Origin of the sequence: Kaistia geumhonensis (assembly GCF_030815145.1) — a bacterium.
Taxonomy (GTDB): Bacteria; Pseudomonadota; Alphaproteobacteria; order Rhizobiales; family Kaistiaceae; genus Kaistia; species Kaistia geumhonensis.
The window spans coordinates 364,113-387,215 of the sequence record NZ_JAUSWJ010000001.1; the positions used below are offsets into that span (position 1 = coordinate 364,113).

At 67.1% G+C, this 23,103-nt stretch carries 22 protein-coding genes; 5 read left to right on the plus strand and 17 right to left on the minus strand.

Annotated elements, in window-relative coordinates; translation table 11 throughout:
* Positions 1 to 5 precede the first annotated feature (5 nt).
* The 3 genes from QO015_RS01725 to QO015_RS01735 are packed head-to-tail and all read right to left on the minus strand — an operon-like array spanning position 6 to position 2,237.
* On the minus strand, positions 6 to 539 hold the full coding sequence (locus tag QO015_RS01725) for an isoprenylcysteine carboxylmethyltransferase family protein (RefSeq protein WP_266281880.1): 534 nt from the start codon (positions 537 to 539) through the stop codon (positions 6 to 8).
* The gene (locus QO015_RS01730) at positions 536 to 1,648 is read right to left on the minus strand and encodes a type III polyketide synthase (RefSeq protein WP_266281878.1); all 1,113 of its coding nucleotides are present in this window, start codon (positions 1,646 to 1,648) and stop codon (positions 536 to 538) included. The genes QO015_RS01725 and QO015_RS01730 overlap by 4 nt, the downstream gene beginning before the upstream one ends.
* 25 nt (positions 1,649 to 1,673) lie before the next feature.
* Complete coding sequence (locus tag QO015_RS01735; protein ID WP_266281876.1) at positions 1,674 to 2,237, minus strand: tetratricopeptide repeat protein; 564 nt, start codon at positions 2,235 to 2,237, stop codon at positions 1,674 to 1,676.
* Positions 2,238 to 2,317: 80 nt separating this feature from the next.
* Between QO015_RS01735 and QO015_RS01740 the strand changes: the two genes are divergently transcribed.
* The gene (locus QO015_RS01740) at positions 2,318 to 2,815 is read left to right on the plus strand and encodes a sigma-70 family RNA polymerase sigma factor (RefSeq protein ID WP_266281874.1); all 498 of its coding nucleotides are present in this window, start codon (positions 2,318 to 2,320) and stop codon (positions 2,813 to 2,815) included.
* An 11-nt stretch (positions 2,816 to 2,826) separates the two neighbouring features.
* On the plus strand, positions 2,827 to 3,666 hold the full coding sequence (locus tag QO015_RS01745) for an anti-sigma factor family protein (RefSeq protein ID WP_266281872.1): 840 nt from the start codon (positions 2,827 to 2,829) through the stop codon (positions 3,664 to 3,666).
* An 11-nt stretch (positions 3,667 to 3,677) separates the two neighbouring features.
* On the opposite strand, the gene rimO is transcribed toward QO015_RS01745, so the two are convergent.
* The 3 genes from rimO to QO015_RS01760 form a co-directional block, all read right to left on the minus strand.
* Positions 3,678 to 5,009, minus strand: coding sequence for a 30S ribosomal protein S12 methylthiotransferase RimO (gene rimO, locus QO015_RS01750; protein ID WP_266281870.1), 1,332 nt, complete (start codon positions 5,007 to 5,009; stop codon positions 3,678 to 3,680).
* A gap of 199 nt (positions 5,010 to 5,208) precedes the next feature.
* Positions 5,209 to 6,312 (minus strand): polyphosphate kinase 2, encoded by a 1,104-nt coding sequence (gene ppk2, locus QO015_RS01755; RefSeq protein WP_370877382.1) that lies wholly within the window; start codon positions 6,310 to 6,312, stop codon positions 5,209 to 5,211.
* Positions 6,313 to 6,437: 125 nt separating this feature from the next.
* Positions 6,438 to 7,247 carry an endonuclease/exonuclease/phosphatase family protein gene (locus tag QO015_RS01760; RefSeq protein ID WP_266282519.1) on the minus strand — a complete coding sequence of 270 codons (810 nt, stop codon included), beginning with the start codon at positions 7,245 to 7,247 and terminating at the stop codon, positions 6,438 to 6,440.
* 304 nt (positions 7,248 to 7,551) lie between these two features.
* On the opposite strand from QO015_RS01760, the gene QO015_RS01765 reads away from it, so the two are divergent.
* A complete protein-coding gene (locus QO015_RS01765) occupies positions 7,552 to 8,610 on the plus strand; it encodes a DUF998 domain-containing protein (RefSeq protein ID WP_307288224.1) in 1,059 nt (352 codons plus the stop codon).
* Here the strand turns inward: QO015_RS01765 and QO015_RS01770 are convergent.
* Positions 8,607 to 9,230, minus strand: a complete 624-nt coding sequence (locus QO015_RS01770; RefSeq protein WP_266281866.1) for a hypothetical protein — start codon at positions 9,228 to 9,230, stop codon at positions 8,607 to 8,609. The genes QO015_RS01765 and QO015_RS01770 overlap by 4 nt on opposite strands.
* A 231-nt stretch (positions 9,231 to 9,461) precedes the next feature.
* Here QO015_RS01770 and QO015_RS01775 point away from each other — a divergent pair, with 231 nt between their 5' ends.
* On the plus strand, positions 9,462 to 11,288 hold the full coding sequence (locus QO015_RS01775) for a glycoside hydrolase family 2 protein (RefSeq protein WP_266281864.1): 1,827 nt from the start codon (positions 9,462 to 9,464) through the stop codon (positions 11,286 to 11,288).
* A gap of 66 nt (positions 11,289 to 11,354) precedes the next feature.
* Here the strand turns inward: QO015_RS01775 and QO015_RS01780 are convergent, their stop codons facing one another.
* The 3 genes from QO015_RS01780 to QO015_RS01790 form a co-directional block, all read right to left on the minus strand.
* Positions 11,355 to 12,287 (minus strand): lysylphosphatidylglycerol synthase transmembrane domain-containing protein, encoded by a 933-nt coding sequence (locus QO015_RS01780; RefSeq protein WP_266281862.1) that lies wholly within the window; start codon positions 12,285 to 12,287, stop codon positions 11,355 to 11,357.
* A 133-nt stretch (positions 12,288 to 12,420) separates the two neighbouring features.
* Positions 12,421 to 13,275, minus strand: a complete 855-nt coding sequence (locus QO015_RS01785) for an MBL fold metallo-hydrolase (RefSeq protein ID WP_266281861.1) — start codon at positions 13,273 to 13,275, stop codon at positions 12,421 to 12,423.
* Positions 13,268 to 14,074 (minus strand): TatD family hydrolase, encoded by an 807-nt coding sequence (locus tag QO015_RS01790; RefSeq protein WP_266281860.1) that lies wholly within the window; start codon positions 14,072 to 14,074, stop codon positions 13,268 to 13,270. Before QO015_RS01790 ends, QO015_RS01785 begins: the two co-directional genes overlap by 8 nt.
* Positions 14,075 to 14,234: 160 nt before the next feature.
* Here QO015_RS01790 and QO015_RS01795 point away from each other — a divergent pair, with 160 nt between their 5' ends.
* Positions 14,235 to 15,275 carry a glycosyl transferase family 90 gene (locus QO015_RS01795; protein WP_266281859.1) on the plus strand — a complete coding sequence of 347 codons (1,041 nt, stop codon included), beginning with the start codon at positions 14,235 to 14,237 and terminating at the stop codon, positions 15,273 to 15,275.
* Here QO015_RS01795 and metG read toward each other — a convergent pair.
* The 7 genes from metG to QO015_RS01830 form a co-directional block, all read right to left on the minus strand.
* The gene (gene metG, locus QO015_RS01800; RefSeq protein WP_266281858.1) at positions 15,272 to 16,828 is read right to left on the minus strand and encodes a methionine--tRNA ligase; all 1,557 of its coding nucleotides are present in this window, start codon (positions 16,826 to 16,828) and stop codon (positions 15,272 to 15,274) included. The two genes, QO015_RS01795 and metG, sit on opposite strands and share 4 nt — an antisense overlap.
* A 67-nt stretch (positions 16,829 to 16,895) precedes the next feature.
* Complete coding sequence (locus tag QO015_RS01805) at positions 16,896 to 17,972, minus strand: DNA polymerase III subunit delta' (protein WP_266281856.1); 1,077 nt, start codon at positions 17,970 to 17,972, stop codon at positions 16,896 to 16,898.
* A gap of 16 nt (positions 17,973 to 17,988) precedes the next feature.
* Positions 17,989 to 18,657: a dTMP kinase gene (tmk, locus tag QO015_RS01810; protein WP_266281855.1), complete on the minus strand. Its 669-nt coding sequence runs from the start codon at positions 18,655 to 18,657 to the stop codon at positions 17,989 to 17,991.
* Positions 18,657 to 19,805 (minus strand): D-alanyl-D-alanine carboxypeptidase family protein, encoded by a 1,149-nt coding sequence (locus QO015_RS01815; RefSeq protein WP_266281853.1) that lies wholly within the window; start codon positions 19,803 to 19,805, stop codon positions 18,657 to 18,659. Before QO015_RS01815 ends, tmk begins: the two co-directional genes overlap by 1 nt.
* Before the next feature lie 72 nt (positions 19,806 to 19,877).
* Positions 19,878 to 21,386: a septal ring lytic transglycosylase RlpA family protein gene (locus QO015_RS01820; RefSeq protein WP_370877383.1), complete on the minus strand. Its 1,509-nt coding sequence runs from the start codon at positions 21,384 to 21,386 to the stop codon at positions 19,878 to 19,880.
* Between the two features lie 214 nt (positions 21,387 to 21,600).
* Positions 21,601 to 22,074, minus strand: a complete 474-nt coding sequence (gene ybaK, locus QO015_RS01825) for a Cys-tRNA(Pro) deacylase (RefSeq protein WP_266281852.1) — start codon at positions 22,072 to 22,074, stop codon at positions 21,601 to 21,603.
* Positions 22,075 to 22,146: 72 nt separating this feature from the next.
* Positions 22,147 to 23,100, minus strand: coding sequence for an ROK family protein (locus QO015_RS01830; protein WP_266281851.1), 954 nt, complete (start codon positions 23,098 to 23,100; stop codon positions 22,147 to 22,149).
* Between the last annotated feature and the right edge of the window lie 3 nt (positions 23,101 to 23,103).

Here is a 23,103-nt window from a genome sequence, read left to right on the forward strand (position 1 = left end):
CTGGATCAGGACTGCTGCAATTGCCGGCGCGGCGAGAGGGCTACGCTCTCGACGTGGATCCGCCAGCCGAGCAGAGCGAGATTGAGCACTCCAAAGAGTACGGCCTGCGAGGGGAGCGACAGCAGCCAGGGCAGCAGCGGCACCTCGATCGCCACGATCAGATAGTTCGGGTGGCGGATCAGGCGGTAGGGACCGCGCCGCCTCAGCGGCTGATCGTCGACCGTGATGATGCGCGTGGTCCAGAACGGGCCGAGGCTGGCGATGGTCCAGACGCGCAGCAACTGGAGCAGCAGGAAGGCGCCGAGCGCGGCCCAATGTACCGGAATTCCCGGCTGGACGAACAGGAACATGGCAAGCAGCCATGTCCCGTGCAGCAGGATGAACAGCGGGTAGTGCGCGCGGCCGATCTCGCGGCCGCGGCGCTTCATGAGTTCGCGCCGGTTGCGCTCCGACCAGGCGAGTTCGATCACTCGCTGGATGACGACAAGGCCGAGCAGCAGATACGGCCAGACGAGGGCGATATCCTTCGCGGTCATCATGCGCGCGGCGCGCCCGATCGAGGCTGCGGGGTAGCATGGACCATCTGGAAGGCCGCCGTGAAGCCGGGCCCGAGCGAGGACAGCAGCCACGCGCCACCCTCGCCGCGCGAGAGAAGCTCCTCGAGCACAAAGAGCACAGTCGGCGCGGACATGTTGCCGTTCTCCCTAAGCACCTTGCGCTCGGCATCGAGCCCGCCCCGCGCATAGCCGAGCACATCCTCCAGCGCGTCGACGACCTTCGCGCCGCCGGGATGGCAGCATGGCCGATCGATATCGGCCCGCGAGAGGCTCGCGCCTGCGAGGAACGCGTCAAGGGCACCGGGATAGTCGCGCGCGACGATCTCCGGGATGCTCTGCTTGAAGATGACGTCGAGCCCGCCGCCATCGACGTCCCAGCCCATGACATCGAGCGTATCGGGCCAGCAATGTTCGCCGCCCGCGCCGATCGTCACCGCGCCCTCCTCGCCGGACCGAAGGACTGCCGCCGCGCCGCCGTCGCCGAACAGGGCACAGGCGACGAGATTACTCTTGGTGAGCCGGTCATGGCGGAAGGCGAGGGAGGAGAACTCGACGACAATCAGCAGGATGTTGGCGCCGGGCATCGCCCGCGCCATCTGGGCGGCGCGGGAAAGCCCGAGCACGCCGCCTGCGCAGCCGAGGCCGAAAATCGGCAGGCGGACCACATCGCGGCGAAACGGCATCAGGTTCATGACGCGCGCCTCGACGCTGGGCGTCGCGATGCCGGTCGATGACACGAAGACGATGGCGTCGATATCCTCGGCCGCGATCCCGGCTGCCTGCCGCGCCTTCTCCGCGCCATTGCGGGCGAGGGCGGTGGCGTTCTCGACATAGAGCCGCGATTTCTCGCCGAAATCGGCTTCACCCATGAACCACTCGACGGGCAGACAGGAATGCCGCGTATCGATCGCCGCATTGTCGAAGACCTGCTGCAACTGATCGAAGAACGGCATCCGGCTCCCGAAGATCGTTCGCGCCCGCTCCCGCGCGACGGCCTGTGGCACATGATTGTCGGGCGTCACGGTAACAAGCGACAGGAGACTGACCGGCGACGCGAAACGCGCCGCCGGAACGGATGGAGAGCGGGTCATGGGTGCCGCCCGGCGCTGTTTCCGTTCATTCGTGGCCCGTCTCGATGAAGCTCGACAGATCCTCGTACTGCTCGCATGTCTTGCTCCCGCAGAGCTTTTCGAGCATCGCGAGTTCGGCCTTGGCCTCCTCGATCCGCCCCGCGCTGGCATAGCCCTCGCCGAGATATTCGCGCGTGTTGAGATTGCCGGGCTCGATCGCCAGAGCCTGTTTGTAGAAACGGATGCCGGTATCGACATCACCCATCTTGCGATGGCTATAGCCGATATAGGTCAGCACCGTGGCATCCTGCTTGTTTCCGACCGCATCGAGCACGATCAGCGCATTTTCGTAGTGGCCGGCGAGGGCCAGCGCCCGGCCCTGCTCCGTCAGCTCCTGGTCCGAGAGGCTGCCGGACTGCGGCTTCACACAGCGTTCCAGCGACTTCGACCAGACCAGCCCCTTCTTGCAGACCTGCTCGGCCGGCATACCGCCGCCGCCGCCCGACGATCCGCCGCTACCGCCGCTCGCCGCCACCGCCGGAAGCGCGGCGAGGAGTGCGAGGGCGAATGCGGCGGCGCTTCGCGCCGTCCAACGAGACATGCTAGTCATCAAGACCTCCGAATGTTCCCGAACCCCATCGGCGGGACTGCAGCAAGAACACCGCTCACCCCAGCGCTATTCACCCCGCCATGCGCCCATCCGGTCACGATGATGTGAGAGACGCGCTCGGCGACCATCTCGTCAGCCTGTGGCGGTTTGCCCTGATCCTTTCGCGCCGGCGGGACACGGCCGAGGATCTCGTGCAGGCGACATGTGTCCGAGCGCTCGAGCGCGCCGATCAGTACCAGCCGGGCACGCGACTCGACCGCTGGCTGTTCGCCATCCTGCATTCGATCTGGCTCAACGAGATCCGGGCCCGGCGCGTGCGCGCTGGCGCCGGCACCGTCGATGCCGAGCTGGCGCTGGTCTTCGACGGCGGCGAAGCGACCGAAACGAATATTCTAGCCGCACAGGTGTTGTCTGCCATCGGAGCGCTTTCGGACGGGCAGCGCGAGGCGGTGCTTCTGGTCTATGCGGAGGGTTATGCCTATCGCGAGGCGGCGGCGCTGCTCGGCGTTCCGGTCGGGACCATCATGAGCCGCCTGGCCGCGGCTCGCGAACGTCTCGCCGGCCTCAAGGACGAATGACAGGGAACTCCATGGCCGAGCCCGACACTCCCGACGACGAACTTCTGACGGCCTATCTGGACGGCGAACTGCCCTCCGACGAGCGCATCAGGATCGATGCGCGACTTGAGCACGAACCCCTGCTTGCGGCGCGGATCGATCGCCTTCGAAGGGCCGGGGAAGGGGTCGGGCCGGCACTGGCTATGCTCGCCGGCTCGGCGCCGGAAGCCCGGCTGCGGTTGATGCTCGCCGAGCAGCTCACGGCCATGACCGCGACGCCGGCAGCGCCGAAGAAGGAGCGTCGCCCCTCGTTTGGGCTTGCGGATCTGGCGCGGCCGTGGCGTCCGGCTGTCGCGCTTGCGAGCTTCGTCATCGTCGCACTGGTTGCCGGCGGGATCGGCTACGGGCTTGCCTTGCGCCGTACCGAGGCACCCGCTGAACAGGAAACCTGGCTACAGGCAGTCGCCGAATACTGGCGGTTCACGACCGCGGAGACTCTGGCGCTCGTTCCATCGCCGGACCTCGCGGCCCGCCAGCTCCAGCTCGCCTCGTCCGCGCTCGGCCTGCCGCTCACCTCCGGGGCGATCACGGCCGGCGATCCGGCGTTCCGTGGGGCGCAGCTCTATGCCTTCAAGGGCAAGCCGCTGGTGCAGATCGCCTATCTCGACACCGACTATGGCCCGATCGCCTTCTGCATCATCCGAAACGGTAGTCCGAAGGACGTCGAGCCGGACGCGACCGAGATCGAGGGATTCTCCGTGGTCCACTGGCAGGAGGATGGTTTCGGCCGCATGCTGATCGGCCGCGCACCCGTCGCGCGTCTTGAAGCCCTGGCCTCGCGGCTGCGGGCCGAGGCGGGGCAGGGGGCGTAAGCCCCCGTCCCTCAAACCACCTGACCGTAAAGGTCGTAGGCGTCGGCGCGCTCGATGCGGGCGGTGACGATATCGCCCACCCGGATCGGGCGGCGCGAGGCCAGGTGGACGCTGCCGTCGATTTCAGGCGCGTCCCAGACCGAGCGGCCCTTGGCGGTGAGCCCGTTGGTTTCGTCGACGATCACCTGGATGCGGCGGCCGACGCGCTTCTCGAGGCGCTTGGCGCTGATCGCCTGCTGCCGCTGCATGAAGCGGTGCCAGCGGCTTTCCTTGACCTCGTCCGGCACCGGATCGGGGAGGGCGTTGGCGGGCGCGCCGTCTACCGGCTCGAACTTGAAGCACCCGACGCGGTCGAGCTTCACCTCGGAGAGCCAGTCGAGCAGGAACTCGAAATCCTCCTCGGTTTCGCCGGGGAAGCCGACGATGAAGGTCGAGCGAACGGCGAGGTCCGGGCAGATTTCCCGCCAGCGATGGATTCGTTCGGCGGTCTTTTCCTGATGCGCCGGCCGGCGCATCGCCTTCAGCACCGAGGGGCTCGCATGCTGGAAGGGTATGTCGACATAGGGGAGGATCTTGCCTTCGGCCATCAGCTCGATGACGGCGTCGACATGCGGGTAGGGGTAGACATAGTGCATCCGCACCCAGGCGCCGAGTTCGCCGAGCTCGGAGGCGAGATCGAGGAACTTGGCCCTGACATCGCGGTCGCGCCAGCGGCTCGTCTCGTATTTGACATCGACGCCATAGGCGCTGGTATCCTGTGAGATCACCAGCAATTCCTTGACGCCGGCCTTCACGAGGCGCTCGGCCTCGCGCAGCACATCGGCGGCGGGACGGCTGACGAGGTCGCCCCGGAGCTTCGGAATGATGCAGAAGGAGCAGCGGTTGTTGCAGCCTTCCGAGATCTTCAGATAGGCGTAGTGACGCGGCGTCAGCTTGATGCCCTGCGGTGGCACGAGATCGACGAACGGATCATGCGCCGGCTGCACCGCCTGGTGCACCGCGCCGAGCACGCTCTCATATTGCTGCGGGCCGGTGATCGCGAGCACGTTCGGGAAGGCGTCGCGGATCTGCTCGGGCTCGGCGCCCATGCAGCCGGTGACGATCACCTTGCCGTTCTCCTTCATCGCCGTGCCGATCGCCTCGAGCGATTCCGCCTTTGCGCTGTCGAGGAATCCGCAGGTGTTGACGATGACGACATCGGCGCCGTCGTGGTTGCGCGAGAGTTCGTAGCCCTCGGCTCTCAGATGCGTCAGGATCCGCTCGGAATCGACGAGCGCCTTGGGGCAGCCGAGGCTGACGAAGGAAATGCGCGGGGCTTCGCCGGCGGGCGCTTCGCGGTTCATGCGGCAACTTCCGAAGATCAGGCGCGGCGGGAGTGGCGAGCCGGCGCGCGAAAAGCCCGTCATTGCGGGCGGTTGGCGCCTATCTGTCGAACCGCCATGCGGCTGTCAATGGCGAAGCCGCCGCAGGCTGCCGCGAAGAGCCGGGCTGAAGGTGGGCTGCGTGCAGGGGGAGGGCGCGCTGCCCCGCCCCTGCGGCGGCTCAGCGGACCGTCTTCCCCGGCCGGGTGATATCGACCTCGCCGCGCTCGTGGATGAAATTCGCGCGGCCGACCAGGAGATTGTCGATCGGGCCGATCCGGCTGCCGTCCTTGCCCTTGTAGGGCAGGGAATGCAGCACGTAGCGCATGGCGTTGATGCGGGCCCGCTTCTTGTCGTCGGACTTGATCACCGTCCAGGGCGAGTCCGCGGTGTCCGTGGCGAAGAACATCGCCTCCTTGGCGCGGGTGTAGTCCTCCCACTTGTCGAGGCTCGCGAGATCGATCGGCGAGAGCTTCCACTGCTTCAGCGGATGGACGTTGCGCTCCTTGAAGCGCCGGCGCTGCTCCTCGCGGCTCACCGAGAACCAGAACTTGATGAGATGGATGCCGCTGCGCACCAGATTGCGCTCGAAGTCTGGCGTCTGGAGCAGGAATTCGCGATACTCCTCGTCGCTGCAGAAGCCCATGACACGCTCGACACCGGCCCTGTTATACCATGAGCGATCGAAGAGGACGATTTCGCCGGTCGAGGGCAGGTGGCTTGTATAGCGCTGGAAATACCACTGGCCGCGCTCGACTTCGCTCGGCTTTTCCAGCGCCACGACGCGCGCGCCGCGGGGGTTCAGATGCTCCATGAAGCGCTTGATCGCGCCGCCCTTGCCTGCCGCGTCGCGCCCCTCGAAGAGGATGACGACGCGCTGCCGCGCGTCCTTGACCCAGGTCTGCAGCTTGAGCAGTTCGGTCTGGAGAGCGAATTTCTGGCGCTCGTAGTCGTGGCGCAACATCTTGTAGCGATAAGGATATCCGCCACGCCGCCAGTCCTCGGCGAGTTCGTCGCTCGTCTTTTTCGGTCGGCCGGGAGCCTTGGGAAGGCCGAATTCCGCCTCGATGCGGGCAGCGTCGTCAGGGGCTGAGCCGGCAATGATGGCGGCGACGCCCTCGCCCGTCCCCGGCTTGCTTTTGATGGCCTCGATCGCAGCGATCTCGGCCTGCTGCACCGCCTCGGCGCGCTCGGCAACCAGCGCCTCTTCCAGCCGCATCGCTTCCGTCTCGACGGCCCCGGCCACGCGCCGGCTCCCGCCATCGTCCTTCTTGGCGCCGTCCATGAACCCTCCGATCGATCGCTGCCTGTCCTCGCAGGCACGCGGATTATCGGCTCACGGCGCCGACGAGGCTTGATCTGGCGCAAGCCGGCAAAGGCGATCCGCGGGCCGGGGAGGGCGCGGCGCCCTCACCCGAAGGAGAGCTCGAGCGGCCGGTGGTCCGAGACTTCCGGTTCTGCGACGACGTCGAATGACGTGACCGAAACCATCTCGTTGACGAGCATGTAATCGGCGAAGCGGCCCGGCTTGGCGTAAAGCGACGTGCGCGTGTCGGTGAAGCCGTGGCCAATGACGAGGTCGCGCAGGCCGAGTTCGCCGAGTATCGCAAAGGTCCGGCTTTGTGGCAGCACGTTGAGGTCGCCGCAAGCGACCAGCCGCTCGCCGCCCGGCCAGACGTTCCGGACGAGCGCCGCGAACGCCTCGGCCTGCGCGAGCTTCGCCGCCGTATCCTGTTTTCCGGCCGGATCGCGGAGCCCGTGCATCTGCCCGATCGTCGCGGTGAAGCCGGCTTCGTGGTCATGAACGCGGATGACGTGAGCATTGCGGGCGCGCGGGTGCTCGCCCCAACGATCGGCGAGGAACGCGCCATGGACGAAGTCCTGCGCCTGGCCGAGCAGCGACAGCGATCTGCGCCAGAAGGTAGCGAGGCCGAACTCGGACGGAACAGCCGTCTCGCCGTCATGCAACACGCCCCGCGCCGCCGGCATGAAGAGGCCGTCGTGGTCGGGCAGGGCTTCTGCGATCTCGTCGAAGAGATTGGTCCGCTGCGGCAGCACGATGTCGCCGTCGCGATAGTCGAGCCAACCATGTCGGTGACCCGGCGTACGCGTGACTTCCTGCAGGCAGATCACGTCGGCGGGACTGTCCGCGAGATATCCGAGCAGCGGGCCATGGAGGCGTCCACCCCAGGCATTGAGGGAAAGAACGGAAGTCACGATCGCGGTCCGGCTGGTGGCAGAAGCGAGGAGGTGGCGACCATGCTAGCAGCCGGCAGGCCGTCGTGGCGAGGCATGCCGGTGGCTCAGGCGAGCCCAGCGTCCAACCCGAAAGACCGTCAGGGAAACGACAATGCATGATTCGCATAAGGAAGATTATGGAACTAACGCGATTGGGTTGGACGGGCGGTCCGTCGCTGCGGTCGTTCTGGGCGGATCCAGCCGCGAGATTGTCGATGCATAGAGGATCGTGATCTGCGCGGCTGTACGGTTCGAGGTTGCCGGGGTCGATCTGTCACGGTCAAGCGTGACGATCAAACTGCGAGGATCGGCTGACAATGCTCCACTCGTCAGAGGCGGTCCGGCGCAGGTTCTGGAGGTTTTGCAGCTTCTCGATGTTCTTCGATCCCACGCATCTCGGCTGGCTCGGATCGGAAATCATGATGGGCGCTTTAGGCGGTCCGACCAACACTCGGATTTTACTGCATATTTCCGTCGCCGACAAAGGCGACTCCTGCGATTTCCGACCACGTTCCGCAGACCAGCAATAGGAGCGGGCCGGGCGGCGGACCATCGCGCGGTCGCGGAAACCAAAGCGCCGACCTCGACGTATCGACAACCGGGGCTGTCCACGGTGGACCGCTCGGAACGTCCTGGGAATTCACTGATGCGCTCGACATCCCGAACTGTCGCTGCGGACTGGGCCGCGAGGATGGCGGCCTTGTGTTGGCTCGGCACGGCGTTTTCCTACTTCATCCCGGAAACGATCGCGGCCTTGGCGTTCCGGGGCTACAGCTTCTCGACGCATATGATCAGCGATCTCGGAATCCCCTACCCGACCGTCATAGACGGCCGGAGCATCGACTCCCCTTTGGCGTCGGTGATGAATGCCGGCTTCGTGGTGCAAGCGCTCTTCTTTGCTTCGGCGGCGGTGATCGTGGGACGGGCGCTGCCGAGGCGAGGTCCGGCCTACGCGGTGTTTCTCGGCGCGGCGCTCGCCGATGCGCTGGGGCTGGTGCTCATCGCGCTCTTTCATAGCGGCACACGCGAGATCGCCGACGGGACCATCATCTGGCACATGGTCGGCGCCAGCCTGTCGATCCTCGGCGGCAACATCGTCGCGATTTCGTCGGGCTTCGCGCTGGCGCCGCTCGGGATGCCGCGCGTCTATCGTCCGGCCGGCATCGTCCTCGGGCTTTTCGGGATCGGCAGCATCCTTTTCCTCGTGGCCGGCCCAGGCTGGTTTCCGGCCGGTGCGGTCGAGCGGGCGAGCGTCTACACGATCACGGTTTGGGAACTCATGACAGCCGCGTTCCTGCTGTCGCGTCGCGGCGGCCTGAACTCCTTGGCGAAGGGCAGGGCCTAGAACGACAGTTCGCGCACACCCTGCACGAGGCCGCCGACGGCCGCGCCAGACAGCGACCAGGCCGAACCGACCAGCGCGGTACTTCCCTGGACCACGGCCTGGCCGCCACGCACCAGGAGCCCGGGACGACCTCCCTCGCCTGCCCCGACCGGCATCGGCGGCACAGGACCTTCGGCTTCGATCGACGCCAGCATCACCGGCGCTTCGTCCGCGGCGATGGAGGCTGCCGCTGGCGGTGCCGGCTCGGCGGGAATGGCCGCGAGCTTGCGCGGCATGCATTCGAGGCACGGCCGCGGCTGCGGCTTCGGCGGGATCGGAGCGGCGACCGCGAGCGGCGGCGCGACGGCCGGAGCCGTCTGTATCATCGTTGCCGGGCGCGCCGCGACGGGCACGGCCGGGATCGCCGGCTCGATGATGCCGGCGATGCGGTCTGGCATTGTGATCGGCCGCGCCCCGAAGGAGACGACGAGCGTCGGCTCCTCGGCGCTTCCCGAAAAGACCTCCGGCGCGAGGATGGCGCTGCCGAGCGCAGCGGCCCCGAGGGCGACGGCCACGGCGGCGCCGTAGAGGGCGATGGTCGCCGGTCGCGTAGCGCCGCGAGTTCTCGTACCAGGTTTCATGATTCACCCCGAATCCAGATCGATGTTGGCACGATCACAGGTCTTTCGGGCCGCTTGCGGCCGCCAAGACGGCGCGATTGCGTCATTTGTAACGCTTGATTGCGGCGCCGAGTGCGACCGGACGCCCAAGATTCCGACTGTCGCAAAGTGCGTCATATGGTAATACCATTGGCGCATTCCGGGAGGCGGGCCGCCTCACCGGAAAAGACCCTGCCCTTCGGAGGAAACGCCTTGGCCTATAGTGAACATCCGCGCCCGCAATTCGAGCGCGAACGCTGGCTCTCGCTCGACGGTGCCTGGCAGTTCGCCCATGACGACGAAGCGCGCTGGACCGGCCCGGCCGACGCACGCTTCGACCGCACCATCACCGTCCCCTATGCGCCTGAAGCGCCGCGCAGTGGCATTCACGACGAGGGCTTCCATCCGGTCGTCTGGTATCGCCGTGAACTGGAGCTGCCGGCGGATCTCGCGCCGGATGCCGAACACGATGCGATCCTCCACTTCGGCGCCATCGACTACAAGAGCGACATCTGGATCAACGGCCAGCATGCCGCGAGCCATGTCGGCGGGCACACGCCGGTGCGCGTTCGCCTCGGCGCCTATGTGACCGACGGCAAGATCGACATCGTTGTCCGTGCCGAGGACGATCCGGCCGACATGATGAAGCCGCGCGGCAAGCAGGATTGGCTCGCCGAGCCGCATGGCATCTGGTACCCGCGCACCACCGGTATCTGGCAGACTGTTTTCGTCGAGCGTGTCGGCCGCAGCCATCTCGAGCGGCTTCAGTGGACGCCCGATTTCGCCCGTTTCGAGATCCGCCTCGATACGCGCGTGACGGCGCCGGTCGGCTGCCGGCTGCGGGTAGCGCTTTCGCTCAACGGCCGCATCCTCGTCGAGGACGACTATGCACTGAAGGGAAGGGACACGAGCCGTGTCATCGCCCTCCCCGACCCCGGCATCGACGATGCGCGGGCGGAATTCGTCTGGTCGCCGGAGCACCCGCAAGTCATCGACGCCACGGTCGAACTTGTCGATGCCTCGGGCAAGGTCGTCGACAGCGTGAAGAGCTATACCGCGCTCCGCGCCGTCTCCACCGCCAATGGCCGCTTCGTGATGAACGGGCGGTCCTACTTCCTGCGCCTCGTCCTCGATCAAGGCTATTGGCGCGAGGGCGTCATGACCGCGAGCGACGAGGAGCTGCGGCGCGATGTCGAGCTCACCAAGCAGCTCGGTTTCAATGGCGTTCGCAAGCACCAGAAGATCGAGAATCCTCGGTTCCTCTATTGGGCCGACATGCTAGGCCTGCTGGTCTGGGAGGAGATGCCGAGCGCCTACGGCTATTCGACCGAGTCGGTGACCCGCCTCGCCGCCGAATGGCAGGAGGCGATCGAGCGCGACTATTCGCACCCCTGCATCGTCACCTGGGTACCGTTCAACGAATCCTGGGGCATTCCGGAGCTGCCGCACAGCACGGTGCAGCGCAGCTACCAGCAGGCGCTCTACCACCTCACCAAGACGCTCGATCCGACGCGTCCGGTCAGCGGTAATGACGGTTGGGAGCAGCTCGCGACCGACATCTTCGCCGTGCACGATTACCACCACAGCGGCGCCGTCCTGCACGACCGCTACGGCTCCGAAGTGGCATTCCACGACACGCTGACGACCTTCCGCTCGGCCGGCCGGGCGCTGGCGCTCGACGGTCATCCGTGGGTGGGCCAGCCGGTCATGCTGACCGAATTCGGCGGCATCGCCTATTTCATGGGGACCGAAGCCGGCTGGGGCTACAGCACGGCGAAGGACACCGATGATTTCGTCGCGCGCTATGGCGACGTGCTCTCCGGCGCAACCGATTCCGAGCTTCTGGCGGGATACTGCTACACGCAGCTCACCGACACCTATCAGGAGCAGAACGGTGTCCTGACCATGGATCGCACGCCCAAGGCCGACATCGCCCTGATCCGCGCCGCCAATCTTGGCGTCCCGGTCGAGCGGCTGCCGGAAAATCCGATGGGCTACAACAAGCGCTGGGAGAAGACGCTCGCCGCGCGCGGCGGCTGACTGTTCCCATGTCGACGACACCGGAGGGCAGGGGCTGGTCCCCTGCCCTTTTCGTTTGGCATACCCTCAGAGGTCGCGGCGTCCGAACTGCATCTTCTCGAAGATGAGCACGATGACGAGCGACATCGCGAAGGGAATGAGCAGATAGAGCAGGCGGAAGACGATCAGCGCCGCCAGGACGTCGTTCGGGTTCATCTCCGGCAGCGCGGCGAGGAATGTCACCTCGAGCACGCCAAGCCCGCCCGGCGCATGGGAAAGCAGCGCCAGCGTGAAGGAAGCGAGGAAGATGCCGAGGATGATCAGGTAGCCTGGATTTCCCGTCGCAGGCAGGGCGAAATAGATGATCGCCGCCGCACCGCAGAGCTCGAGCGGCCCCGCCAGCAGCTGGCGCGCGACGATCGGAAGCCGCGGATACTGGACCTGGAACTTGCGAAAGGTCCAAGGCGGCAGGTGGCGCCACGAGCCGAAGACATAGAGCGCGACGAGGCCAAGCAGCGCGAGGCCGAGGGCGAGGCCGACCCATTGCGGAACATCGACGAAACGCCGGATCAGGGAAGGCTCGATCACCAGAACGCCGCCGCTGGTGAGAACCGTGCCGAGGCCAAAGGTGAAAGAGCAGAAGACGATCAGCAGGCCGATTTCCTGCGCCGTGAGCCCGCGGGTCGAATAGGCGCGATAGCGGACGACGGCGCCGGAGATCACCGAGGCGCCGATATTGTGGGATAGCGCGTAGGTCGTGAACGAGCAGAGCGAAATGAACAGCCAAGAGATCTTCTTGCCGCCGATATGGGCGATCGCGATGCGGTCATACCAGGCGAGCGCGCCATAGGCGCAGAGCGTTGCGAGTACTGCCAGGACCCAGTTGTGCACGCTGATGGCGGCGAGGCTGTCGGCGACAGCCGCGAAGGAGATGCGGCGGAACTCGCGATAGAGAATGAAGACCGAGACGACGACCGCCACCAGTCCGAAAATCGACCAGGCCGCATTGCGGAGCTTCATGTACCCTCTGCTTTCGTGATTGCGGCCGATGTTCATCGACCTCCCCCGAACCGGCGACAGATTGGCATGGCATGCCCGAAGCGGCCAAGGCCTAACCACCCTCATGCAACCGATCGCTCGACGACCCCTCCCCCTATTTCCAGGCCCTTGGAAGCGGGAGCTCGAGCACCATGCCGTCATGCGCGGGTTCGACGCCGGACGGCACCTCCGCCGCCAGCGTCCGATAGTCCAGATCGCCATGCATATGTGTGAAGAGCGTGCGGCGCGGCTGCAGGCGCTCGTGCCACGCAATCGATTCGCCGACGCTGAAATGGCTGGGATGCGGCCGGTAGCGCAGCGCATCGACGATCCACAGCGACAGTCCCTCGAGATGCGGAAGCGTCTCCTCCGGGAGGGCGCTGACATCGCTCGAATAGGCGAAATCGCCGATTCGGAAGCCGAGGCTGTCGATGTCGCCATGGACCTGACGGAACGGCAGGATGTCCAGCCTGCCCCCAGGCCCGTCGATGACGAAGCGTGTGCCTGCCTCGATACGCTGCCGCCCCAGGATCGGCGGATAGCTCCCGCCTGCCGGTGTGCGGAAGCAGTAGCCGAAGGCCTCCTCGAGGCGCTCCTGCGTGGCGTCGTCGCTATAGACGGGGACGAGGCGGCGCGTGTCGAGCCAGAAGGCTCTCAGGTCGTCGATGCCGTGCGTGTGGTCGGCATGCGCATGCGTGTAGAGGACGGCGTCCAGCCGGTCGACGCGAGCCTCAAGCAGCTGCGCGCGCAGGTCGGGGCCCGTGTCGACCAGGACCCGGGTCGGATAGGGGCTGCGGCCCGAAAAGCCGTCGATCAGGATCGAAGACCGTGTCCGGCGATTGCGCGGCTCCGAGGGATCGCACGCGCCCCAATCATTGCCGATGCGGGGAACGCCCGGCGAGGCTCCGCAGCCGAGGATCGTGATGCGGATCCGATCGGCGGCCCCCCCTGTTCCGACCGCCTCAGACATCCGCGTCCGCCTCTTCAAAGGCGGATGCCGGGATCTTCGTGAAGAGGCGGCGGACATTCTCGGTCGTCACACGTGCGATCTCGTCCAGCGAGACGCCGCGGACGTCCGCCAGCACCGCCGCCGTCTCGCGCACGAAGGCCGGCTGGTTGCGCTGGCCGCGATGCGGCACCGGCGCGAGATAGGGCGCGTCGGTCTCGACGAGCAGCCGGTCGGCCGGTAGGTCGCGGGCGATATCCCGCAGCGACTCGGCGCTCCGGAAGGTCAAGATGCCAGAGAAGGATACATAGAAGCCGAGCGCGATGCCGACCTCGGCCAGCCGTCTGCCAGAAGAGAAGCAGTGCAGGATCGCCGGGAAGGCACCGGAGCGGCTTTCCTCCTCGATGATCGCAATCATGTCGTCGTCGGCATCGCGGGCATGGATGACGAGCGGCAGGCCCGTGATGCGGGCAGCAGCGATATGCCGGCGGAGCCCCTCGGCCTGGAGCGCCTTGTGCTCGGCCCCATAGACATAATCGAGACCCGCCTCCCCGATCGCCACAACCTTCGGATGTTGCGACAGGGCGACGAGTTCCCCGGTCGTCACATCCGGCTCCTCATGCGCGCTGTTCGGATGGGTGCCGATGGAGCAAAAGACGGAAGGGTAGCGCTCCGCGATGGCGCGGATCTGGTCGAAACGGCGCACGCGCGTCGAGATCGTCACCATGAGGCCGACGCCGGCCGCGTGTGCGTCGGCGATCAGGCGGTCACGGTCCTGGTCGAAATCGGAAAAATCGAGATGGCAGTGGCTGTCGACGAGCATGGGATCCGGTGGCGCGCGAAGCGCTGGGTCAGGCTGAAACGTCGGGAGTGAGTAGCGTCTTCCGCCCGGCCTGTCGACCGTTCTGGACAGGCTCCCGCCCGCGCTTCTACATAGCATGCAAGGGCCGTTCCGAACGGGATTCGACATATTGGCGATTGTGATGGAGCGCTCGCTCTTCGGCCTCGTTCCGAAGAGGCTGAAGGAAGAGGTGATGCTGCGCCGACTGGCGACCGGTATCGCCGAAATGGCGCTCTCTCCGCCGAGCCTGGCCTTCGAGCATGGCGGCGAGCGCAGCCGCCACCGCTACAAGGTCGGCTTCGAGCGCGTGAACAACCAGTTCCGCATCGTGCTCGACCGCGACCGCCTCGCCTCGGACTGGCCGCTCTACCAGATGATGTGGCGCCGTCTGCCGACGCTGGTGCGCCTCATCTCGCGCACTTCTCCAGACGTCATCAGCCTTTCGGGCAACATCTCGGACGGCGGAGACAACGAGCCCGGCGAGCTCAGCTTCTGCAGCGACGAGCCGCAGGCTGTGCTGGTGCCCGATCCTGCCTTCATGACGGCGCGCCTCTACCAGCCATTCAGGGAGCTTGCCGACAGCAAGCCCGGCCAATGGGCGTCCCGCCGCGAAACGCTGCTCTGGCGCGGTGCCATCACGGGGCCCGGACACGCCGCCACCGAGCAGATGGACATGGACGATCCGAGCCTCAAGCTCCGCGTTCGCCTCTGCATCGCGCTGCGTGGACTCGCCGATGTCGATGTAAAGCTGACGGCCAGCGACCGGGAATCCGACCCGCAGCCGCATCACACACGCGACGCGCTCCGTGCCCACGGACTGCTGGGCGACTTCATCGCACCGTCGCGATGGATGAATGTCAAGTTTGCGCTGGATATCGACGGCCCCACAAATAGTTGGGGCAATTTCTTCACGCGGCTTCTCATGGGGTGCTGCGTGCTGAAGGTGGCGTCGTCGCACGGCTTCCGTCAGTGGTACTACGACGACATCATCCCATGGACGCATTATGTCCCGGTCGCCGCCGATCTCTCCGACCTGATGGAGAAGCTCGAATGGTGCCGCAGCCATGACCAGGCCTGCCGCGAAATCGCCGCGGCAGGTCAGGATTTCGCGCTGCGGCGGACGGTCGAATCGGAGACCGTCGCCACGGTGCAGAAGCTCAACGAGCTGTTCGGCGCCGGCTAGTTTCCGGCGACCTCCTCGCCGACATAGCGCGGGAAGACGCCCGTCGGGGCCGGGAGGGCCGTGCCGCCCTCGAGACGACCTGCCGGGCCGAGCGAGGCGAAGAGACGCTTCTCCTCAGGCACGGCGAGAAGATCGAGCAGCTTCCCCGCCGATCCCGGCATCACCGGCTGCGACAACACCGCGATCTGGCGGACCAGCTCGGCCGTCACATAGAGGACCGTCGCCATCCGGGCCGGGTCGGTCTTGCGAAGCTGCCAAGGCGCCTCGTTCGCGAAATAGCGGTTGGCCTCGGCGACGAGGGTCCAGACCGCGTTCAGCGCCTGGTGGATCTGCTGGCTTTCGAAGGCCTGGCGGCAGACCGGCAGCAGCGCATCGGCGCTGGCGAGGATCGCCTCGTCGGCGGCCGAAAAGGCGCCCGGCTCGGGAAGGCGGCCGTCGCAGTTCTTGGCGATCATCGACAGCGAACGCTGGGCGAGATTGCCGAGGTCGTTCGCGAGGTCGGCGTTGATGCGGGTTACGATCGCCTCGTGGCTGTAGCTGCCGTCCTGTCCGAACGGGACCTCGCGCAGGAAGAAGAAGCGGACGGGATCGACACCGTACTGTTCCACGAGCGCGAACGGATCGACGACATTGCCGACAGATTTCGACATTTTCTCGCCGCGATTGAACAAAAATCCATGCGCGAAAACACGCTTCGGCGGCGCGATGCCGGCGGAGAAGAGGAAGGCCGGCCAGTAGACGGTGTGGAAGCGGACGATGTCCTTGCCGATCACGTGCAGGTCGGCCGGCCAGTAGCGGCGGAAGCTCTCGCTGTCGGTGTCCGGGTAGCCGACGCCGGTAATGTAGTTCGTGAGAGCGTCGACCCATACATACATGACATGCTTCGGGTCTCCCGGAACCGGGATGCCCCAGTCGAAGGTGGTGCGCGAGATCGAGAGATCGCGCAGTCCGCCCTTCACGAAGCTCACCACCTCGTTGCGCCGCTCGTCGGGACCGATGAATTCCGGATGCGCCTCGTAATGGGCGAGTAGCCGGTCCTGATAGGCGGAGAGGCGGAAGAAGTAGCTCTCCTCCTCCACCCACTCGACGGGGGAGCCGAGAGGCTCGCGGCGAACGCCGTCCGTCCCGACCGTCGTTTCCTTCTCGTCGAAGAACTGCTCCTGCCGCACCGAGTACCAGCCGGAATACTTGTCGAGATAGATGTCGCCGTTCTCGGTCATCCGCCGCCAGATTTCCTCGCTCGAGCGATGATGGCGGGGTTCGGTCGTACGGATGAAATCGCTCGGCTCGGCGCCGAGGGCGGCATCGAGCCTCCGGAACACGGCGGAGTTCTGATCGGCGAGGGCCAGCGGCGTCAGGCCGGCCTTCTCGGCCGTCTGCTGCATCTTCAAGCCATGCTCATCGGTGCCCGTCAGGAAGAACACGTCCTTGCCGTCGAGCCGCTGAAAGCGTGCCAGCGTGTCGGACGCTATGATCGTATAGGCATGGCCGATATGCGGCACGCCGTTGGGGTAGAAAATCGGGGTGGTGATGTAGAATTTCGATGCCGTCATGGCTCCGCCTCTTCTTCGAACTGCGACATGGCGATGGTCCCGGCTCGCTGAGCCGGGGGCGGATACGTCACATTCGGGCAGCGCGGGCGAGCATGTCGATGGTCGAAAGGACGAATTGCTTGCGGTCGAGATTGTAGGCTTCGACTTCGGCCGAAAACCGGCGGACCTTGTCCCACACCTCCGCCCACTGCGCAAGCGGAACGGCGGCGACGGCGGGCGGGAGCGGCGCCATCATCGCCGGCTCCGGCTCGCCGCGCGCGCGCCGCGCCAGCCAGTCAAAGACGAGGTCCTGGAAGCTCTCGAAAGCATCGTCCGCGCCACGCTGCGCAACGATGTCGCCGAGGCGGTGCGCCGCGGCGGCGTCGAAATCGGGGAAGCGGCTTACGGCCCTGCCGAAGGTCGCGGCGATGGCGGCGACGTCCTCGTCGAGAAAGCGCACAGCCCGTCGGATGCTCCCCTGCCCCGCCAGAGCCGCGAAGCGGCGCTCTTCGGGCGCTGCGTCGGTGTGCTCGGCCAGCGCGGCCTCGATCGCCTCGGGCGTCAGTGGGGAGAGATCGAGCCGCCGGCAGCGGGAGCGGATCGTCGGCAGCAGCCTCCCGGGCGCATGCGAGAGTACCAGGAAGAGCGCGCCGCGCGGCGGCTCCTCGAGGATCTTGAGCAGGGCGTTGGCGGCGCTGGTGTTGAGGTCGTCGGCCGCGTCGACGATCGCGATGCGCCAGCCCGCCTCGCCGGCCGTCGAGCCGAAGAAGGCCATCGTCCGGCGGATCTCGTCGACGGTCACCGATTCCTTGAAGCGCTTGTTCTTGTCGTCATAGGGCCGCGCCAGCGTCAGAAGGTTCGGATGCGCGTGAGCGGCGATCTTGCGCGCCGCCGGATGGGCGGGATCGACGGCGAGGCTGTCCGCCGCCGGCGCCCGTTCGGGCACGGGATGGGCGAGCGCGAAGCGGGCAAAGCGGTGGGCGAGCGTCGCCTTGCCGCTGCCGCGCGGGCCGGTGATCAGCCAGGCGTGATGCATGCGGCCGCCGCGATAGGCATCGAGAAGAACCAACTCGTCGGCGCTCGCGCCATACCACGCGGTCTGTTCGGCAGGCGGGGGCCAGCCTTCCAGCGCGTCGAGTTCCGGCATGATGTCGGCAGCGGCCATCGCAGTTCCGGCGGGATCAGGGCGTCGGCTTCAGAAGCCGCTCGGATACGACCTGCCAGATTTCCGCTGCCACGTCATCCACGTCGCGCGTCGCATCGATCACCACGCAGCGGCCGGGCTCGCTCCGGGCGATCTCGATGAAGATGCGGCGCCTCGCCTCGTGCCGCGCGATCGTCTCGCTCTCGAAACGATCGGCATCGCCCGCCCCCCGGCGGGCGGCGGCCCGGGCGAGGCCCGTTTCGGCCGGCAGGTCGAGGATCAGTGTGAGGTCCGGGCGCGTGTCGCCGATCGCGAGGGACTCGAGGCTCCCGATCAGCGCGGAATCGACACCGTCGGCACCTTGATAGGCGCGCGTCGAATCGATGAAGCGGTCGCACAGCACGAACGCGCCTCGCTCGAGCGCAGGGCGGATGACGCGATCGACATGATCCGCCCGCGCCGCCGCGAAGAGCACGGCCTCGCCGCCTCCGCCGAGCGGGCGCGCGCGTCCCGAGAGAATGAAGGAGCGGATCGCCTCCGCATCCGGCGTGCCGCCGGGCTCGCGCGTCTCGACGACGGCGATGCCGCGCCCGGCAAGCGAGGCGGCGAGGCGCTTCATCTGCGTCGACTTGCCGGCCCCCTCCCCGCCTTCGAAGGTGATGAAGCGGCCCCCGCCAGCGGCCGGTTGCCCCGCTGCCAGCTCCATCAAAGCCACCCGATCAGCAGTTCGCCGACCGCGTCCAGCGCACGCTGCTGCATGCTGCCGGTGGCGATATCGGCCATGGTCACGACGGGCTTTTCGACGAGCAGTTCCTCGCCGACATAGACGCGTACCACGCCGACCGTCTCCCCCTTCTTCACCGGCGCGACCAGAGGACCGTCATAGACGATGCGGGCGCGAATCCGATCCCGTGCACCGCGTTCCAGCAGCACGTCGAGCGGCATGGTCGTCGCGAGCGGCACGGCGGATGCCGCGCCGCCAAATACCTTCGCTTCGGCGATCGTCTCCCCGGCATCGAAGAAGCGCAGCCGCTCGAAGGCGCTGTTCGCCCAGTCGAAGAGCCGCGTGACCTCCTCCGCGCGCGCCTTGTCGGTCGGCAGGCCGCTCACGACCACTGTCACACGATGGCCGCTGCGCAGCGCCGACGCGGCATAGCCGAAGCCAGCCGTCTCGCTGTAGCCCGTCGAGAGCCCGTCGACGCCGATGCCGGCTGCGAGCAGCGGGTTGCGGTTGCGCTGGAAGATCTTGTTCCAGGTGAAGTCCGGTTCCGCATAGATCCGGTAGAGTTCGGGATGCGTCGTCGCGAGAGAGTCGGCGACGATCGCGAGATCGCCGACTGTCGAGAGCTGCTCCGGATCGGCGAGCCCGGTGACGTTGCGGAACGTGGTCGCCGTGAGACCGAGCGCGCGGGCCTTGTCGTTCATGCGGGTCACGAAGGCAGCTTCGGAACCCGCGATACCCTCGGCGAGGATGATGCAGGCGTCGTTGCCCGCCTGCACAATGGCGCCGCGCAGGAGGTCCGAAACAGCTATCTCGGACTTGAGGGCCGCGAACATCGTGGCGCCGCGCGAAGGCGCACCGCCTTTGCGCCAGGCGTTCTCGCTGACCTTGAAGGTCTGGTCCAGCCGGATCTCGCCGGCCTTCAGCGCATCGAACACGACCGCCATGGTCATCATCTTGGCCATGGCAGCGGGATCGAAGCGCTGGTTGGCCGCCTTGCGATAGAGCGTGCCGCCGCTGTCGACATCGACAAGGATCGCTCGCGGCGCCTTGCTCTCAAACGCGGTTTGTGCGGCCGCCGGCTGGGCGAGCGCGAGCAGCGCAGCGAGGGAGAGCGAGGCGCATGACCGCATCCCGGATCATCCGTTCGAATTCGCCAAAGGCAGGCTCCGGCGTCCGCCGACTGCCGGGCCCCGCCTGCGGTCTCAGCGCGTCACGACGAAGGCGTCGCGCGCGCCGGCCGCGGCCACGGCCGCCAGCGCATCCCGCTCCGAAACGCTGTTGTCGGCGACCACGATGCGCAGCTGGTGCAGCGTGCGCCCGCCGACCGCGACATCGCTCATCGCCGGGCGGCCGAGCCAGGCGAGCTTCGTCGCCATGGCCTTGGCATTGGCCGCATCGGCGAAGACGCCGACGGCAATTTCGGTCGCATCGGCGCTGCGCTCGGCAGCCGCTCGGGCGACCGCCACGTGCAGGGCCTCCTCGAGCCTGGCATGTCCGGAATTCCGGGCCATCCCGTCGATCGCGCGCTGCGCGTCCGTGAAATCGGGATCGGCCGCATAGGACGAACGGGCCGAACGATAGACCGGCTGCTGGTACTCGGCCTCGAAGGCGGCCGGGTTCTGGACGGTGAACGAGCCGAGCGTGCGCTCGCCATAGGTCGTGCCGCCGACTGTCGAGGCCTGCACGACCTCCGGTGCCGCGACGACCTCCGGCTCGGCGATCGCCATGGCCTGGACCGGGTCGGCGACAGGAGCCGCGACCGGCGCGACGTTCTGCGCCGCGAGGATCTCGTAGTTGTACGGGTCGATCGCCGTGCCGCCGTCGACCATCGTCGCCGGCCTCGCCCGGGGAACGGGCGCCATCGCCAGCACGATCTGCGGGCTCGAAGCCGGGGCGCGCATCGCGACGGCCATGCTCGGCGCGGGTGCCGGCTGACGGGCAGCGACGGCGATGGTCGGCGCCGGAGCGCTGCGCGTGGCCGGCTGCTGGCGCATCGCGACCGCGACGGCCGACTCCTTCTTCACCCGCGCCATGGCGACCATGACGCTGGGATTCCCGATCTCGGTATTGTCGGGCGCCACATAGGTCGCCATGAGCATCTGCTTGTCATGGCCCTGCATGCGGGCCGGGCCGATATATTCGACCTTCACCTTCGCGGCGCCGTGGCGCTTCACCTGGAGCAGCTCCGCCGTCTTCGACGAAAGGTCGATCAGACGGTTCCGCTCATAGGGACCGCGATCATTGACGCGCACGACGACCGAGGCGCCGTTCTTCAGATTGGTGACGCGCGCATAGCTCGGCAGCGGCATCGTGGGATGCGCGGCCGACAGCGTGTCCATGTCGTAGACTTCGCCATTCGCCGTGTAGCGGCCATGGAAGGCCGAGCCGTACCACGACGCATAGCCGACGGCGGTATAGCGCTTGTGCTCGAAGGGTTTGTAGACCTTGCCCTTCACCGTGTAGGGCTTTCCGACCATGTAGCGTCCGCCGCCCTGAGGCACCGGCTGGCCGTATTCGACCACGCGCGGGCTGGCCTTCACGCCATACTTGCTCTCGGGGAAATATTCGGAGGAGCGCTTCTTGGCCTTCGGCGGCGGCGCCGACGCACAGGACGCGACGATCGACGCTGCTGCGACGATCAAAAGTGTGGTCAGGACCGGTCGCGAAACCGATCCATCGAGGTGCGAAGCACGCGGGTTCTTGATACGCAACGTCCCCATCCTGCCTCTTTCCTACCAGCAAACGCCCGCATTGTCGACAAAGCGGCGGCAACTCGCGCATGGCGTATGCAGAGGGCGCCGTGCGAACGCGCCACCCCCCGTCCCCATAGACGACCACGGCCGTTGACGAGTGGTTAAGAAGGGGTGGTTTCACCCCGGCAAATTCTCGCCGGCAGGGTGAACAACGGGTAACCATCCGCGCCAGTCAGGCGGTGATCGGCGCGCTCGATGCATCGGCGGCGCGCAGGAGATCGCTCGGCGCCAGCCGGATCTGCAGCCCGCGCTGGCCGCCATTCACATAGACATAAGCCTCGGCGAGGGCTGCGTCGTCGACGACGGTGCGCAGCTTCTTCTTCTGGCCGAACGGGCTGACGCCGCCGACCTTGTAGCCCGTGATCCGTTCGGCATCCGGAATGGCCGCCATGGCAGCCGACTTGCCGGAGAAGGCGGTCGCGACCTTCCTCATGCTGGCCTCGCGGTCGGAGGCGAGGACGACGCAGACGGGCTTGCCGTCCACTTCGGCGATGAGCGTCTTGAGGACGCGATGCGGCTCTTCGCCGAGCGCCTCCGCCGCTTGCAGCCCTACCCGCTCGGCATTGGGGTCGTAGTCGTAGGAAACGACTTCGAAGGCGATGCCGAGCTTGCGCAGAGCGAGCGTGGCGGGGGTAGTCTGAGCCATGAAATCCACTCCGGTGTCACCCGGGTGATGCGCCATCGCCGGGGACGCCGCAAGGCCCGGGCCTCAAGAGCCTCACGAGGCGGGGCGATCGGCGACCAGCGCCGCCGCGCCGACAAGGCCGGCATTTTCCGCGAGCGCGGCGCGCACCACGACGACATCGCGGAAGGCGGCCATGAGGTTGGCGCGCATGACCCGATGGATGGTCTCTTCCATGAGGTCGAACGCGGCCGAGACGCCGCCGCCCATGACGACCCGCTCGGGGCTGTAGAGATGGACGAGGCTCGCGAAGCCGCGCCCGAGCAGCGCCGCCTCGTCATCGATCAGGGCGAGGGCGACCTCGTCGCCCGCTCGCGCCGCCTCGACGACATGGCGGGCGTCGACGGCGCCTGTTGTGGCCGCCCGCCCGAGCGCGGAAAGCGGATGCGCTGCGGCAGCGGCGCGGGCGCGGCGGCCGAGCGCCGAACCGGACGCGAAGGCTTCGAAACAGCCGATCGTGCCGCAGGGGCAGCGCGGACCGTCCGGCGCCATGGTAAAATGGCCGATATGGCCCGCCATACCGCGCCTGCCATGCATGATGCGGCCATCGACGATGACCCCGCCGCCGAGCCCGGTCGATACCGTCGCATAGACGAGATGCGACAGGCCGCGCCCGGCGCCGTGGCGCCATTCGCCATAGGCGGCCGAAATTCCGTCATTCTCGAGCAGCACGGAGAGCCCGGTCGCAGCGGCGAGCCGGTCGCGCAGCGGGAAATCGGTCCAGCCCGGCAGGGTGGGGATCTCGAGCACCACGCCGGCCTCACTGTCGAGGGGACCGGGCGCCGAGATGCCGATGCCCCCGATTGCTTCCGGCGGGGAGCCAGCCGAGACCGCGCCTATCAGCCGCTGCATCTGTGCCAGCACGGCCTCCGGCCCTCCGGCGACATCGGTCGGCTCGGCCGCGCGCGCCTCGACCCGGGCGCCCGCGACGAGCGCCGCGCGCAGCTGCGTGCCTCCGAGGTCGATCGCGATGGCGAGCGGCGCGCTCATGCC